This window comes from Methylophaga sp. F7 (genome assembly GCF_056863975.1).
Genome location: NZ_CM166511.1, coordinates 1,546,378 through 1,561,306, shown reverse-complemented (window position 1 = coordinate 1,561,306; position 14,929 = coordinate 1,546,378). Strand labels below are relative to the sequence as shown.

11 protein-coding genes are annotated in these 14,929 nt (G+C 44.9%); 5 read left to right on the top strand and 6 right to left on the bottom strand.

Features of this window, described 5'->3' with window-relative positions; genetic code table 11:
* Positions 1-213: 213 nt before the first annotated feature.
* Both AC08OG_RS08015 and AC08OG_RS08010 read right to left on the bottom strand, forming a co-directional pair.
* Entirely contained in the window at positions 214-1,401 is a 1,188-nt protein-coding gene (locus tag AC08OG_RS08015; RefSeq protein WP_292356875.1) for a pyridoxal phosphate-dependent aminotransferase, read from the bottom strand.
* The gene (locus AC08OG_RS08010; RefSeq protein WP_292356877.1) at positions 1,385-2,152 is read right to left on the bottom strand and encodes an HAD family hydrolase; all 768 of its coding nucleotides are present in this window, start codon (positions 2,150-2,152) and stop codon (positions 1,385-1,387) included. Before AC08OG_RS08010 ends, AC08OG_RS08015 begins: the two co-directional genes overlap by 17 nt.
* Before the next feature lie 111 nt (positions 2,153-2,263).
* Here AC08OG_RS08010 and dksA point away from each other — a divergent pair, with 111 nt between their 5' ends.
* A complete protein-coding gene (dksA, locus tag AC08OG_RS08005) occupies positions 2,264-2,686 on the top strand; it encodes an RNA polymerase-binding protein DksA (RefSeq protein WP_292356879.1) in 423 nt (140 codons plus the stop codon).
* 80 nt (positions 2,687-2,766) lie between these two features.
* Here the strand turns inward: dksA and AC08OG_RS08000 are convergent, their stop codons facing one another.
* The 3 genes from AC08OG_RS08000 to AC08OG_RS07990 all read right to left on the bottom strand — a co-directional run bounded on the left by AC08OG_RS08000 (position 2,767) and on the right by AC08OG_RS07990 (position 9,762).
* Positions 2,767-6,822 carry a translocation/assembly module TamB domain-containing protein gene (locus AC08OG_RS08000; RefSeq protein ID WP_482929265.1) on the bottom strand — a complete coding sequence of 1,352 codons (4,056 nt, stop codon included), beginning with the start codon at positions 6,820-6,822 and terminating at the stop codon, positions 2,767-2,769.
* Positions 6,819-8,531 (bottom strand): autotransporter assembly complex protein TamA, encoded by a 1,713-nt coding sequence (locus AC08OG_RS07995; protein ID WP_349677915.1) that lies wholly within the window; start codon positions 8,529-8,531, stop codon positions 6,819-6,821. Before AC08OG_RS07995 ends, AC08OG_RS08000 begins: the two co-directional genes overlap by 4 nt.
* 304 nt (positions 8,532-8,835) lie before the next feature.
* Positions 8,836-9,762, bottom strand: a complete 927-nt coding sequence (locus AC08OG_RS07990; protein ID WP_482929264.1) for a helix-turn-helix domain-containing protein — start codon at positions 9,760-9,762, stop codon at positions 8,836-8,838.
* Positions 9,763-10,029: 267 nt separating this feature from the next.
* Here AC08OG_RS07990 and exaC point away from each other — a divergent pair, with 267 nt between their 5' ends.
* The 4 genes from exaC (at position 10,030) to AC08OG_RS07970 (ending at position 14,462) form a co-directional block, all read left to right on the top strand.
* Positions 10,030-11,550 (top strand): acetaldehyde dehydrogenase ExaC, encoded by a 1,521-nt coding sequence (gene exaC / locus AC08OG_RS07985; RefSeq protein WP_292356888.1) that lies wholly within the window; start codon positions 10,030-10,032, stop codon positions 11,548-11,550.
* A gap of 130 nt (positions 11,551-11,680) precedes the next feature.
* On the top strand, positions 11,681-13,642 hold the full coding sequence (gene acs / locus AC08OG_RS07980) for an acetate--CoA ligase (protein ID WP_482929263.1): 1,962 nt from the start codon (positions 11,681-11,683) through the stop codon (positions 13,640-13,642).
* On the top strand, positions 13,642-14,046 hold the full coding sequence (locus tag AC08OG_RS07975) for an RNA-binding S4 domain-containing protein (RefSeq protein ID WP_292398794.1): 405 nt from the start codon (positions 13,642-13,644) through the stop codon (positions 14,044-14,046). The genes acs and AC08OG_RS07975 overlap by 1 nt, the downstream gene beginning before the upstream one ends.
* Positions 14,046-14,462, top strand: coding sequence for a MazG nucleotide pyrophosphohydrolase domain-containing protein (locus AC08OG_RS07970; protein WP_482929262.1), 417 nt, complete (start codon positions 14,046-14,048; stop codon positions 14,460-14,462). The genes AC08OG_RS07975 and AC08OG_RS07970 overlap by 1 nt, the downstream gene beginning before the upstream one ends.
* A 17-nt stretch (positions 14,463-14,479) precedes the next feature.
* Here AC08OG_RS07970 and AC08OG_RS07965 read toward each other — a convergent pair whose 3' ends face one another.
* On the bottom strand, positions 14,480-14,929 hold the full coding sequence (locus AC08OG_RS07965; protein WP_482929261.1) for a GNAT family N-acetyltransferase: 450 nt from the start codon (positions 14,927-14,929) through the stop codon (positions 14,480-14,482).

The following is a 14,929-nucleotide window of genomic DNA, read 5'->3' as shown; positions in this document are numbered from 1 at the left end:
ACCGCAGCTGATAAACCAGGTTCGACTCAGATTTAACTGGGTCGAACCTTTTTCTGCACTATCAGATAAAGATGTAATTCAGGATATTGATCGTTTTCCAGATGCCGGCATACTGCCCCTGTTTTATCAATTAATTTGAGTGTCATTTCAGACGTCAGCTATCTGATCATAACTTTTAGCAACTTGTAGTGGTTTCATCAGGGTTACATCGCTCTATAATTTAGTCAAAGCGGCATGAATCCGTTCAACAGCCTGCATTAAACGCGTTTCATTGGTGGTATAAGCAAATCGCACATGCTGATCGGCCAGATGCTGCCCAAAATCATTTCCCGGGGTAATAGCAACTCCGGCTTCCTGTAAAAGATAACGGGATAAATCCATACTGTTGTTAATGGTGTCGGTTAGGAATTTGCTGCAGTCAGCATATAAATAAAACGCACCCTGAGGTTTCACCGGAATGGAAAATCCAATTTCCTGCAGCGCGGGTAACAGAACATCCCGACGTTTCTCAAACACCTCTCTGCGTTGTTCAAGTATATCCAGACTTTCTCGATCAAATGCCACCAGAGCAGCATGCTGAGCATTGGTCGGCGCAGCTAAAAACAGATTCTGAGCCAGACGATCCATCACGGGTTCAAGACTTTCAGGTACAACTACCCAGCCTAATCGCCAACCGGTCATACCAAAGAATTTGGAAAAGCTGTTAATCACTATCGCTTCGTCGTCTACTTCCAGAATGGAGGGTAAATGAACACCATCGTAATTTAACCCATGGTAAATCTCATCGACAACTAACAGACCTTGTTTAGCCTTAACAGCCTCTGAGAGGGCTTTTAAGCCGTCTTTATCAATAATGGTTCCGGTAGGGTTAGAAGGAGTGGCAACCAGGGCCATTTGGGTATCCTGATTCCAGTATTTTTCGATATGTTCTGGAGATAATTGGTAGGCCGTATCGGCACCCACTGGAACGGAAACTGCTGAGGCTTCCACGAAACGGGCAAAATGACGATTACAGGGATATCCCGGATCGGTCATCAATAAATGCTTGCCAGCCTCTAACAATGCCCCCATCACTAAAAGCAATGCCCCTGAGGCGCCAGGTGTAACCACAATCCGCCGGGGTGAGATATCCAGCCCGTATTGCTGCTGATACCATCCGGCAATTTTCTCCCGTAACGCCATTAACCCCAATGAGGGGGTATAAAAGGTATCGCCTTTATTTAATGAAGCAATTGCAGCATTAATAATCGGTTGAGGCGTCAGAAAATCCGGCTCACCAATTTCCAGATGGATAATATCCCTGCCCTGCGCCTGCAATATCTTCCCTTGCGATAATATATCCATCACGTGAAACGGTTTAATTTCCTGAGCGCGCTGTGTAACGTTAATTGGCTTGGGCATGTAAATCCTGAAGAGATTGAGCTGTTATATAGCTTGTATTAATCGGCGAACCATCGATGACTTGGCATGGGGCATCCGGTTCGCCCAGTTGGTCTACAACACAAATTGCCTGCGTGAAGTCATCATCAACAGTATAGGCATTCAGGGTTACCAATGTAGTTATTCCTGCACCAGTTGATGCCAGCAAGCCATTGGCGGAATCCTCAATGGCAAGACAGTCTCCTGCATCCAGTTGCAATTGTTGTAAGCAGTAGTGATAAATATCCGGAGCAGGTTTTTTGGCAGGCACGACATCACCCGCTGCAATACAATCAAACCAACTGAGGGCAGCCTCGCCCAACGTGGCGTTGATTAATGCTGTGACATTTTCTGCAGTAGTGGTTGTGGCGATCGCCAGGCGAATTTCTTGCTCCCTTAATTCGCCAATTAATCTTTTGATACCAGGGCGTAACTCGATCGTCTTTGCTTCCATTATCTGAGCATAATGTCGTGTTTTATCAGCATGCAGGCTGGCAATTATTTCACTATGATCACCAGCAAAACCACATTGTAAATGGAAGTTTTCCAGGTAATATTGAATACGCTCTTTGCCACCGGTTACAGCTAATAATTGTCCGTAAAGCTGTTCATCCCAATGCCAGTCCAGGCCCGCTTCGGCAAATGCGCGATTGAACGCCTGACGGTGCCCATCCCGCTCGGTTTCAGCGAGGGTTCCATCCACGTCGAATATAACGGCTTTTAAATGATTCATTAGTCTCTTTAGTCTTGAAAATGGGGTAAAATAATCTAATTATTTTGCACATGCCGGAAGCATCTGGTATAGATGCGCCCTTGATTTTTAGAAAGTATGAGGTTTGCCAACATGGACCCGACACAAAATGATGTCAAATTCACTCCGTATCAACCGGGTGATGATGAAGAATATATGAGCAAGGATATGGTAAAACATTTTCGGGGTATTCTCGAAAAATGGCGCTCACAACTGATGGAAGAAGTTGATCGTACTGTTCACCATATGCAGGATGAAGCAGCAAACTTCCCTGACCCTAATGATCGTGCCACTCAGGAAGAAGAATTCACACTTGAACTGCGTACCAGAGATCGTGAACGTAAACTGATCAAAAAGATTGAAGAATCATTGATCGACCTTGAGAAAGGTGATTACGGCTTCTGTGAATCATGTGGCGTAGATATCGGCATTCGTCGTTTGGAAGCTCGTCCAACAGCAACACTTTGTATTGATTGCAAAACACTGGATGAAATTCGCGAAAAGAACCGTGCCTGATTTTATCTGAAGACTCACCTCATACGTGACGAAAAGGTAGGTCCTGAAAGCCCTGTGATGGTCATCATCACAGGGCTTTTTTAGCGTTCGTAGATATACAGTAGATCCACACCGCTTTGCGTACCGGACTCGGCTTGTAAGGTCCAGATTTTACTTAATGTATAACGTAATTGAACAGTGCTAACCGGCTCAAAAATACCAATGCCATAGCCTAAATAAAGTTTAGGCGACAGATATTTGCCGATTTGCACGGCGGCGTTATCCGGACTTTCTCCAGTGAACTCAACAGTATCCAGCCCAAATGTGCTGGCAATTTTTTCACTGACCGCATTGCCATTGGCAATCCCCAGATTAGTGGCCGCTGAGGCCAGCATCGCTGCATCAGCAGCACTAGCCTGCCCTAATGGTCGTCCCAGCACAATATACGACAGTACATCTTCCTGGCTCATAGTTGGGTTTGAAAATAATGTGGCTTGTGGATTATTCGCTGGCCCGGTGATATGAATCCCAGCTTCATAATCTGTGCCTGTGCGAACGGCTTTAATATCCAGATCAGGATTATCAATGGCCGTTCCAGCAAACCGTACCTTGCCGTTATTGATTTTTAATTCGCGACCATAGGCAGCATAAGTACCATCATGGACCGTAATTTCGCCATCGCCTAATAACAGCTCTCCGGCTTCGCCATAAATGCGTAAATTACCTGCGAGACGACCATTAAAACCCAGGGCACGAATCAAGACGTTTTCACCCAGTTCAACCGTTACATCAACATCAGTTGCTAAACGCATTTTCTCGTCTGTCGTATCCTGCCCAACGACGACAACATCCGGGCTGGCTGAAACAGTGGTATTAAAATCCATGGGTGCAAGATCAGCAGTAGGTATTGTTACTTTACCGCCGATTTTGGCTGTTTCAGGAGTAATTCTCAGCGTTAAATCCGGGGAGGCAATCACATAGGCCTCAGGCAAGTTCATTAATTCTAACTTGTCCCCCTTAATCGTCGCATCCAGCAACCAATCAGAATCGGTCATTGTGAAGTCACCGGCCACTTCCAACTGACCTTCTGCTGATTGAGCCTGTAATAATATTTTCAAGCCGGATAAGGGATCACCATTGATGTCGGCATTAATTTCCGTCAGGGTAATCCCCATATCGACCAGAAATATCTGGCCATCACGCAAACTGATAGCAGTCGTTAATTCAGGCTGATTGAAAGTGCCCTCCATATCAACATTAAGTTCCAGTTTGCCTGCAAGTTCATCAAAGGCCAGCGTTTCCAGATTTAATGAGGCAAGGTCTTCGATAGAGTTCTGCAATTGCAAAGTGACTGGCGTATCCATGGGTGCCGCCATTACCGTTTTGATTGGTGCGGTTTGCAATCTGGCTTCAATAGGCTCTACCCCAGCAATGTCCGGCTCAATAGTGATGGCAACCATACTTTCTTCTGCTGTCAGCTGATAGCGAAGATCAACCGCATTAAATGCAATCGGTTGCTGCTGGCTTATCCCTTCAGACTGCAGTTTTAAGATGCCATCATGCAGCGATAAATTACCCGTCCCGGTAATATCTCCCTCGGTTTGCATTGCTAATTGGACTTTACCGGAAATTTCACCTGATAATGTAGCGTAGTCCTCTATCAAAGGCTTGAAAGTCGCCACCGACAATTGATTTATTTCAATTAATGTTTGTGCACCTTCTGCGGTATTTTCACCCTGTAAACAAAGCTGTGCCTGCTCAGAAGATTGCCAGCAGTGTTGGGAAATAATCTGTTTATCGGCTGATAATTGAATCGCACCCGGCTCACGTAATTGCCAGTTGCCAGCTATGTCATTGGTAACGGTCATTGACTGCAACTGTCCAGACCATTGGTCATCTTCATCCAGGCTGCCTTGCAACAGACTGGATAATGTCCCGATTTCAGATTGTATCTCCAGCGCCAATTGATGCTGGTCACGCTTGCCATTCAGGCTCAAATCAATGGAGTCGATATTCTGCTGTGCAATCGTAATTGCGGTGGATTGAATGTTCAGTTTACTTTGCTGATTATCCGTCAGATCCACCTGGGCATCTGCTGAAATCGACCCTACAGTCAGCTCATCTGCCCAACGGATAGCTGAACCTTCCAGATTGGCATTTAATTTTAATTTGGCCAGCTCACCGTAAAGTTGCCCTTCTCCACTCAGAGTGCCAAATAATTCGGGATGAAAATCCTGCAGATTCGGGGATGACAAACTCCAACTCAGGTCCAGTTGTTTTTCTACTTTGCCGTTTAATGACAATTGCGAATCCCCGAGATTTAACTGCAGATTTTCGATATCAATATCGGTATTTACCGCTTGCAGGTTACTGTCCAGTGAGAAATTACGATCACGTAACACACCATTTAAATGTAATTCCTGCACACTGGCATGAAACTCGTTTTCACCTTTATCCTGAAACGTTACCTGCGCCTGACCACTAATCAGCCCGGGCCATTCTGCAACTAAGGCAGCAGGATCGATCTGTCTCAATGTCAGTTTGCCATCAACTGCAAGCTTTTCTTTCCAATTAATGCGACCACTGAATCCTGCCCCGCCATCAGCTATTTTGGTATCGGCCCGTACATCGGTTATGCCTGCTTCCGGACTATTCGCCACCAAATTAAGAATGAGGGGAATCTCATTCACAATGAAATCTGAATCGACTGTTAAATTGAAAAGCTGTTTCTCTCCATCCAGCTTAAATTGCCCGGTATAACTTTCTACCGGCACGCCGGTTAAACTGGCAGGAAGCTGCAGATTTTTCCATTCGCCATCCAGTTGATAGGTTAACTTCGGCTGCCAGCTCACATCGCCACTGACGTCTAGTTGACCTAACGCTGACTTGATTTCAAGAGAATTAATCGAGGCCTTTTGCATATCCCCACGCAGGTAAGAAGTTATATTCCATTCCTGCTCAATGGCCTGCAAAGAACTGCTGAGAATCAAACGATAGTCCTGCAAAGTGCCATCAACGGAAAATTCACCTGAAGCCTGACCAACCAGCAGTTCAGCATCTGTCTGCCAGGGCCATTGTAATTCTGACCAGCTACCATCAATGGAAAAAACACTTTCCGTGGGATCTTCTGTAATGAAGATGTTTCCATGCAATTCGGCAAAACTGTTCTGACTGATGGCGCTCATTAAATCCACTCGCCAACTTTGTAAATCATTGGAATTGACACTTAAACTGGCTGCAACCGGTGGATTTAATGTCTCAGATTCCTGCAACTGAAAGTCGAGTTCTGCCTTGGCACTATCTAATGTACCTTGGGCATTCAGATTTAATGCTGTCAGATCACCAATTTCATTCTTCAGGATCCGTGATAATGGCAGTGTTCCACTCTCAGCCGTAAATCGCCAATCCAAATCATCAAGAATATTACGCACCATCAAGGTTTGCTCGGAAGCGAAAGGTTCGCCTAGCTGCTGACGTAACGTCATTTGCTGCAAATCACCGGTAATCGTCCCGGTAGCAGAAATAAGCCCCAATTCTGGATCATTAAGACGGGCGCCATAGTTCAAATTGGTAGCATGTGGCGAGCTCAGGTTGACGTCGCCAAGCAGTGTAAAAGCCAGAACATCCCGATTCAGTCGCAATGAAGAAATGATTAGCCGATCGTAGTTCACCCGTAATGACGTATCAAAACGATCGAACAATGGTGTTATATCACCTTGAGGACTCACCATTTCTGCATGCGTTATTCGCAAAGAACGCAAATGAATTGCCAATGGAAGACTGATATCCGGCACAGTAAAGTCTTCATCCACGGTAAGGTCTTTATCCAGCCCATCTTTCTGCTTAATTTGCAGCTGGTCGATATGCAACTGATTAATAATCAAACGGGTGGAAAGTAGCGACCATAACTGCCAGCGTGCATCAATACTTTTTATATAAAATGCATCGCCCTCTTCAGGTTCATACGAAACACCTTGCAGATAAATGCCGTCATAAAGTCGGCCACTTGCTTCATCAATTGACAGTGCTGGAAGAGATTGCTGAGTAAAATTGAGTGCGGTGTTAAAACCTGACTTTGTCATCAATAACCAATACATTGCTGCTGGAACAACCAGTAACAATACAATTGCGATTATCCATAATGCGCGTTTTATCACAAATCAGGCCCTATCACGATATGCAAACCGAAAGGCTTGTCTTCATCTGAAATTCCATTGGCTATATCAACCCGAATCAAGCCAACCGGTGAACGCCAGCGAATGCCCACCCCCACACTATACTCTATTGGGTCAGACCAACTATTGAATGCGTTACCAAAATCAGTAAATATTGCCGCACCCCAGTTTTTAACAAACATATGTTCATATTCGACACTCCCTACCGCCAGATAACGGCCCCCAATGACTTCCTCCAGATCATTCTCCGGTCCCAATGATTCATAATCAAAACCACGAATACTGTTATCACCACCGGCAAAGAAACGCAGAGAGCTGGGTAATTTTGAAAAGTCACTGACTTCTGTTGCACCAACTGTCGCGCGAGTGATAATTCGGTTTGACTCACCAAAACCCTGGATATATTTACCACGGATGACTATCTGACTAAAACTGATGTCAGATAAAATACCTTCAGCCGCACCACTTAGTTCCAAACTGACCCGTCCACCCTGTCGGGTATAAAGTGTGTTATCTGCCCAGGTTCTTGCATACGCAATACCGGGAATCAGTAATGATGTGGAAGCAGATTCGTCAGACACATCAAAACTTTCATTTAAAAACTTGATGCTACCTGTTTCTTCCCAGCCCCAACGCATTCGGTTGTAATAACTCCCAACAGCAACTGAGCGACTTTCACTGGTATCGGTATCTTCTTGTTTATATGCCGTATTAAAACCTACCGTATCAATATTTTCACTCCAGAATGGCATCTTGTAATCCGCACCGACCTGAGTGGCAATCTGCGATAGACGACTTTCAACCGAGAGTCTGTGTCCACGATCATTCACGTACCGGTTCTGCCAGCCCAGACTCATTCTGGCGCCTGTATCTGTACCATATCCGATACCTGCACTATAGCGATGCTTGAGATTTTCATTCAGCGAAACGTCTATCGGCACTTCTGCATTTTCCCGAGCTGATGTCATCGCCTGAGCTGAGACAGTGGCGAAGTAACCGCTGTTTTGTAAATTATTTCGAAGTGTGAGTAATTTATTGGCATCGAAAGGTTCACCGGGGTCAATGGGTGACATAGCCTCAAGTAGATCTGCATTGACAACGGTATCGGGAAATTCAATGTCACCGAATCGATAGCGTTGCTTTGAGTCATATTTCAGACAAATATCGGCGGATTCGGCTTCTATATCGACACGGACTTCGCTACAGGTAAACGCACCGTCAAAGTAACCATGCTCAGCTGCAAGTCTCAAAAAAGCTTTTTTGGTATTTTCATAACTTTGATGATCAAAATGGTCCCCAACCTTCAGCGGCAGTTTGTTGAGCATTTTGGTAAATGCTGGATCATTCTTGGCATCTCCCTCCACAGCGGCATCAATTTGGCGAATGATAATTGGCTGACCCAGGTCAATTTTATATTTGGCTAACCAATTATTTTCATCAGTTTCAGTTAACTCGGCTGTAATTTCGGGTGAATAATAACCATAAACGGTAAGCATGTGCTTCAATTCATCAACAGCCTGTTCATGTAAGCGTTGAACACTGCGGGAATCCAATCTTGGGCTGTTTTTTTGCCGATAAATACTTAAACCATTTATCAAGGTTTCACTCCAGTCCTTTTCTATACCCTCAAGCTCGATCTCGATATTTTTTTCGGTGTCAGCCCAAACCATAAAGGATTGAAATAAACACACAAAAAACACAAGGATGATTCTGCTATAGAAAAGTTTCGGGCATAACGGCATAGAGTCTCTGTCATGATTTACGAAGAGTGTAGAAATGAATGCATCTAATTACTGACATTTATTATGACACTTTCAACGCGACAGCGTTCTTAACTCAGGTTATTAGGACTTGCTGATCTTTTATCTCTGCCTCAGTTGTGAGCTGAATAAGCGTCAATCAAGGCACGAGGAGCGCCTTTTGTGAAATACATCCATGTAAGGGGCTGGGACTATTTTTGCCCCCGCAGAGGTGGATATGAAAGATCAACAATCCCTAATCAGTTGGGTCTGGCAGATTTTCTTTTCGAAAAGCACTCGGCGAACAACCAAAAAAATGACTGAAGCGTCGACTGAAGTGACTCAGATCATTAAAACCGTAGTTATAACAAGCCTCAGTGATACTTTGACCACCTCGTATCGCATCAGCGGCTGATTTCAATCGTACCTGCTGATGAAACTCACCCGGAGTACATCCCAGTTGTTTCTTGAACTCTACATACAAACGACTTCGACTCATGCAGGCCTGACGGCAGAGTTGATCAATATCAAGTGGCTGAGTGAGGTTTTGTTCAAGGGTATGCAGTACAGCCGTGATCCCGCTGGTATCGGGAGCTTGTTTACAATAACTCAGTAATACTTCACGTCCCTGCTCGCGAAGCAATCTGATCACCAGCTCTGAAACACCAAGATCAACCATCATTTCTTTATCCGGATCATTTCGGATATAAAAAGACACCATTTTTTCCAGTAAATGCTGCGTATCCTGGGTGTGATGTTTATGAATGATACGTGGTTTATATTCCCAGTTATATTCCGGCACATCCGTTTTGACTAAATCACGCATTCGGCTGGAAATCGCTTCAATGCGTTCACGGGAAATCTCGATAGTCAGACAAGTGGTCGGTTGCTGCTCATTGGCATCAGGAAAATCAATCTCAACATGCTCACCAGGCGGCATAACGTAAGATTCGTGGGGAACAAACAATTCACCTGAAGCATTGTAGTGATCATGCATGACTTTACGACCACTCACCATCCCGCAATACAATAAATGATCAGCATTAAGCGCTACGCCCGTTGAGCTCCGATAAGTATCGTAAATGCTCAGCTCGGTCTCCGGTCCGTTAAACGTTACTTTATTTTCTATAAGCAACTGACGATTTTCGTGCCGACCACTTGTTGGGAATGTATTCAGGCTCATAGTTTGACCTTCATGAATAATGTTGGATTGTGTAGCTGATGTTTAGGATTAGTCAAGTGATAGGAAAGTATAGCGATGAAATTGATGCCGAACTCATTTGGGAATTTTTCATAAATAAAAATAGCAAGCTTATAGAACATTGTGGTAATTTTTTTGTCACTTGTGGACTGACAGTCAAGTAATTGGGAATATGAGTCAAGTAGTTTATCCACTACAGGTCTTATGCTGAACATTTGCAAATATCAAAACAACAAGAGAGAGAGAATTATGATTTACGCAAAACCAGGTACACCAGAGTCGGTGATTTCATTTAAATCACGCTATGAAAATTTTATCGGCGGCGAATGGGTAGCCCCTGTTAAAGGCGAATACTTTAATAATATTACTCCCGTCACCGGCGAAGTTATTTGTGAAATACCTCGCTCGGGTGAAGCAGACATTGAATTAGCGCTAGATGCGGCCCATAAAGCACGCGAAGCATGGGGTAAAACCTCAGTTCAAGATCGCAGCAATATCCTGTTGAAAATTGCTGATCGTATTGAAGCAAACCTTGAAAAACTGGCTGTGGCCGAAACCTGGGATAACGGTAAAGCTGTTCGAGAAACCCTGAATGCCGATATTCCTTTAGCGGCTGACCACTTCCGCTATTTTGCTGGTTGTCTGCGTGCCCAGGAAGGCACCATGGGTGAGATTGATGAAAACACAGTGGCCTATCATTTCCATGAACCTCTCGGTGTTGTCGGTCAAATTATTCCGTGGAACTTCCCACTGTTAATGGCAGCTTGGAAACTTGCTCCAGCACTGGCAGCCGGTAACTGCGTAGTCATGAAACCCGCAGAACAAACACCTGTCTCTATTTTGATTCTTGCAGAATTAATCGCCGATTTACTGCCAGCCGGAACGTTAAATATCGTCAATGGGTTTGGTCGTGAAGCAGGTCAGGCACTCGGTACCAGCAAACGTATCGCCAAAATCGCATTCACAGGTTCAACGCCAGTTGGCTCATTGATCATGAAATACGCTGCTGAAAACATTATTCCTTCAACAGTTGAACTGGGTGGTAAATCACCAAACGTTTTCTTTGAAGACATCATGCAGCAAGAGCAGGATTACATTAATAAATGCGCTGAAGGTCTGGTGCTGGCGTTCTTCAACCAGGGTGAAGTCTGTACCTGCCCTTCCCGTGCGGTTATTCAGGAAAGCATCTACGACGAATTCATTGCTGTGGTCATGGAACGCGCCAAAATGATCAAACGTGGTAATCCACTGGATACTGAAACTCAGGTAGGCGCCCAGGCATCGCAGGAACAGTTCGATAAAATCCTCAGCTATGTTGAAATTGGTAAACAGGAAGGTGCTCAATTATTAATGGGTGGTGGTATCGCCCAACTTGGTGATGAATTCAATAAAGGTTTCTATATCGAACCAACGTTGATGAAAGGCACTAACAAAATGCGTATTTTCCAGGAAGAAATCTTTGGCCCTGTGGTCTCAGTGACCACCTTTAAAGATGAAGCTGAAGCACTGGAAATTGCCAACGACACCGAATTTGGTCTGGGTGCTGGTTTATGGACCCGTGATATGAACCTGGCTTACCGTATGGGACGTGCAATTCAGGCCGGTCGTGTATGGACCAACTGCTACCATCATTATCCAGCTCATGCTGCGTTTGGTGGTTACAAGAAATCAGGTGTGGGTCGCGAAACTCATAAAATTGCTCTGGAACATTACCAACAAACTAAAAACCTGTTAGTCAGTTACAGCACCAGCCCTCTCGGTTTCTTCTAAAGCTCACCAGTAATCAAACTAACTCTCCCCTAAGCAGTGCTTTCGGGAGAGTTTTTTATTGGATGTTCACTACATTTAACGTTGACAGCGTACTATACTCAAAAAGAGAGAATAATAAGGTAAGGTATTTATGGCTCAGAATAATATTGAATCAACTCTTCATGAAAACCGGCACTTTCCACCTTGCGAAAGTTTTTACAAAGACTCCGCTTTAAACCCTAAAAAGCTTGATGCGCTTTATGCCAAAGCAGCTGAGGATCATGAGTCTTTCTGGGGTGATTTGGCGAAACAGGAACTCGACTGGATCAAACCCTTTACTAAAACGCTGGATGACAGCAACGCTCCTTTTTATAAATGGTTTGCCGATGGTCAATTGAATGTTTCCTATAACTGTCTTGATAGACAGCTAAAAGATAACGCTGAAAAAACCGCCATCATCTTTGAAGGTGAACCCGGTGATGTACAACACATCACCTATCGCATGCTGCATGAGAAAGTCTGCGTATTTGCCAACGCTCTGAAAAAACAAGGCATTAAAAAAGGCGATCGGGTCATTATTTATATGCCGATGATCACCGAAGCGGTTGTGGCCATGCAGGCTTGTGCCCGAATTGGCGCCATTCATTCAGTGGTATTTGGTGGTTTCTCCGCTGAAGCATTAAAAGATCGTATAGAAGATACCCAGGCAAAACTGGTGATTACCGCTGACGGCGGGCATCGCGGCGGCAAAATCATCCCGCTGAAAAACACAGCAGACCAGGCATTAAGCAAAGGCTGCGAAAGTGTTGAAACAGTCATCGTTTTTCAACGTTGCAAGAATGATATCTCGATGCAGGAGGGTCGTGATATCTGGTGGCATGATGCTGAACAGGATCAAACAGCAGAATGTGAACCCGAACCGATGAATGCCGCGGATCCATTATTTTTACTTTATACCTCAGGCTCAACCGGTAAACCAAAAGGTATTCAACACTCGTCAGCTGGTTACTTGCTGAATGCCATTACCACCATGCGTTGGGTGTTTGATATTCAGGAAAAAGACGTCTTCTGGTGTACTGCAGATGTTGGCTGGATCACCGGTCATACCTATGTTGCATACGGACCGCTGGCCGTGGGTGCCACAATGATCATTTATGAAGGTGTACCTACCGTTCCGGATGCTGGACGTTTCTGGGATGTTTGCGCCCGTCACCATGTCACTATTTTCTATACTGCTCCAACAGCGATTCGCGCTTTGATGAAAGCGGGTGATGAAATTCCACAGCGTTATGATCTTTCCCATTTACGGTTATTAGGTACCGTTGGCGAACCGATCAATCCGGAAGCATGGATGTGGTATCACCGTGTTATTGGTCAGGAACGTTGCCCAATCGTGGATACCTGGTGGCAAACCGAAACCGGTGCTCATATGATTGCCCCAGTTCCATCCGTTACTGTCACAAAACCGGGTTCATGTACTCGTGCACTGCCCGGCATTGATGCAGCAGTGGTCAATGAACAAGGTGAAGCGCTTGGTCCAAATCAAGGTGGTTTCCTGGTGATCCGTAAACCATGGCCTTCCATGATCCAGACTATCTGGGGCGATGACCAACGTTATAAAGACACCTACTGGCCCTATTTCGATGGTAAATATTATCTTGCCGGTGACAGTGCTCGTCAGGATGAAGAAGGTTACTTCTGGATCATGGGGCGGATTGATGATGTGTTAAATGTTTCAGGTCACCGACTTGGCACCATGGAAATTGAATCAGCTTTAGTAGCGCATGAGGCGGTTGCTGAGGCTGCCGTCGTCGGTAAACCGCATGATATTAAAGGTGAATCCGTATTTGCCTATGTCGTGTTAAAAGGTGAACGACCTGAAGGTGGAGAAGACGAAGCAATAACCAATGAATTACGTGCCTGGGTAGCCGAACAAATCGGACCTATCGCCAAGCCGGATGAAATTCGTTATTCAGACAATCTGCCTAAAACTCGCAGCGGTAAAATTATGCGTCGTTTACTCCGTACGATTGCCAAGGGCGAAGAAATCACCCAGGACACATCAACGTTGGAAAACGAAGGTATCTTATTACAATTGCAAGGTAAGGCTTGATGGCGAAAGCCGAAACCGAAAGTCAGGAAAATCAACGGCTGGACAAATGGCTTTGGGCTGCGCGGTTTTACAAGACCCGTAGCCTGGCCGTTGAGGCTATTAATGGCGGTAAAGTGCATGCAAATGGTCAACGGGCTAAACCCAGCCGAACCATCCGTCCAGGGGATCAATTAACCATTTCGCAACCACCGTATGAATACGTCATTGATGTCTTAGGCCTGCAAAAACAACGTCGACCGGCCAGTGAAGCCCAATTGCTTTATCAGGAAACAGCTGAAAGTCGGGATAAACGTGAACTGTTACGTGAACAAATCAAAAATGAGCCGTTAGGTTTCCGTGATCAAAAAGGCCGCCCCAGTAAACGGGATCGTCGCCATATTATTAAATTCACCCGGGGCGATTAATGGATAAGACTTCCCTGCTTAATGCTGCTGACAAACAGCTTCCCGCATTACGTTATGCTGTTGAATTGCAAAAAACGGCTGCCACTGTTGGCTTTGACTGGCCGCATATTGATGGCGTGATTGCCAAGATTCATGAAGAACTGGATGAGGTTGCTGCTGAACTGGATGATGCCGATCCAAAGAAACTACAGGAAGAAATTGGCGATTTATTATTTGCTATTACCAATCTTGCCAGGCATTTGGATGTCGATCCTGAACAAGCTATAGAGCAATGTAATCAGAAATTTCTCAGCCGTTTTCAATTTATTGAAACGCAGATAATTCAGCAGGGAAAATCATTACAAACGGCTTCATTAGATGAGCTTGACGCCTTATGGGATAAGGCAAAATTATCTGATAAAAAGAATGAAGATTAATCCATAATCTATTGATTTTAAACGTCTAAAGACAGCCTAAATGCCAACATGGATGATTCGATAAAACCGTGTTGTTCATAAAAACGATGGGCAGCTTCATTATCGTTATCGGTTAACAAGGTAATGCGTTTACAGCCTTTCTGTCTGGCAAAATCAATCGCATATTTCAATAACGCTGACCCAATGCCAAGACCCCGGCTTTGAGGAGCTACCACCATATCTTCAAGAATCGCCACCCGGCTACCCAGCGCTGTCGAAATGGTGTACAACAAATTCACCATGCATACAATCTGCCCGGCATCTTTTGCGACCAGAATATCGCCGATACCGTCGCCTTCAATAATCGCTCCCAATCCTAAAGCTTGCATCTCTGCGTCTGGTTTAAATTCGGTTTCCTGACTAAACAAGGTGTCGAGTAACCGGCACAACTCAGGGATATCAGAAGGTACAGCAGTCAGTATTTCCAT

What these genes read in the sequence shown, in the direction of transcription:
- AC08OG_RS08015 (WP_292356875.1), bottom strand. Translation starts at nt 1,401, where the DNA reads ATGCCCAAGCCAATTAACGTTACACAGCGCGCTCAGGAAATTAAACCG.
- AC08OG_RS08010 (WP_292356877.1), bottom strand. Translation starts at nt 2,152, where the DNA reads ATGAATCATTTAAAAGCCGTTATATTCGACGTGGATGGAACCCTCGCT.
- dksA (WP_292356879.1), top strand. Translation starts at nt 2,264, where the DNA reads ATGGACCCGACACAAAATGATGTCAAATTCACTCCGTATCAACCGGGT.
- AC08OG_RS07990 (WP_482929264.1), bottom strand. Translation starts at nt 9,762, where the DNA reads ATGAGCCTGAATACATTCCCAACAAGTGGTCGGCACGAAAATCGTCAG.
- exaC (WP_292356888.1), top strand. Translation starts at nt 10,030, where the DNA reads ATGATTTACGCAAAACCAGGTACACCAGAGTCGGTGATTTCATTTAAA.
- acs (WP_482929263.1), top strand. Translation starts at nt 11,681, where the DNA reads ATGGCTCAGAATAATATTGAATCAACTCTTCATGAAAACCGGCACTTT.
- AC08OG_RS07975 (WP_292398794.1), top strand. Translation starts at nt 13,642, where the DNA reads ATGGCGAAAGCCGAAACCGAAAGTCAGGAAAATCAACGGCTGGACAAA.
- AC08OG_RS07970 (WP_482929262.1), top strand. Translation starts at nt 14,046, where the DNA reads ATGGATAAGACTTCCCTGCTTAATGCTGCTGACAAACAGCTTCCCGCA.
- AC08OG_RS07965 (WP_482929261.1), bottom strand. Translation starts at nt 14,929, where the DNA reads ATGGAAATACTGACTGCTGTACCTTCTGATATCCCTGAGTTGTGCCGG.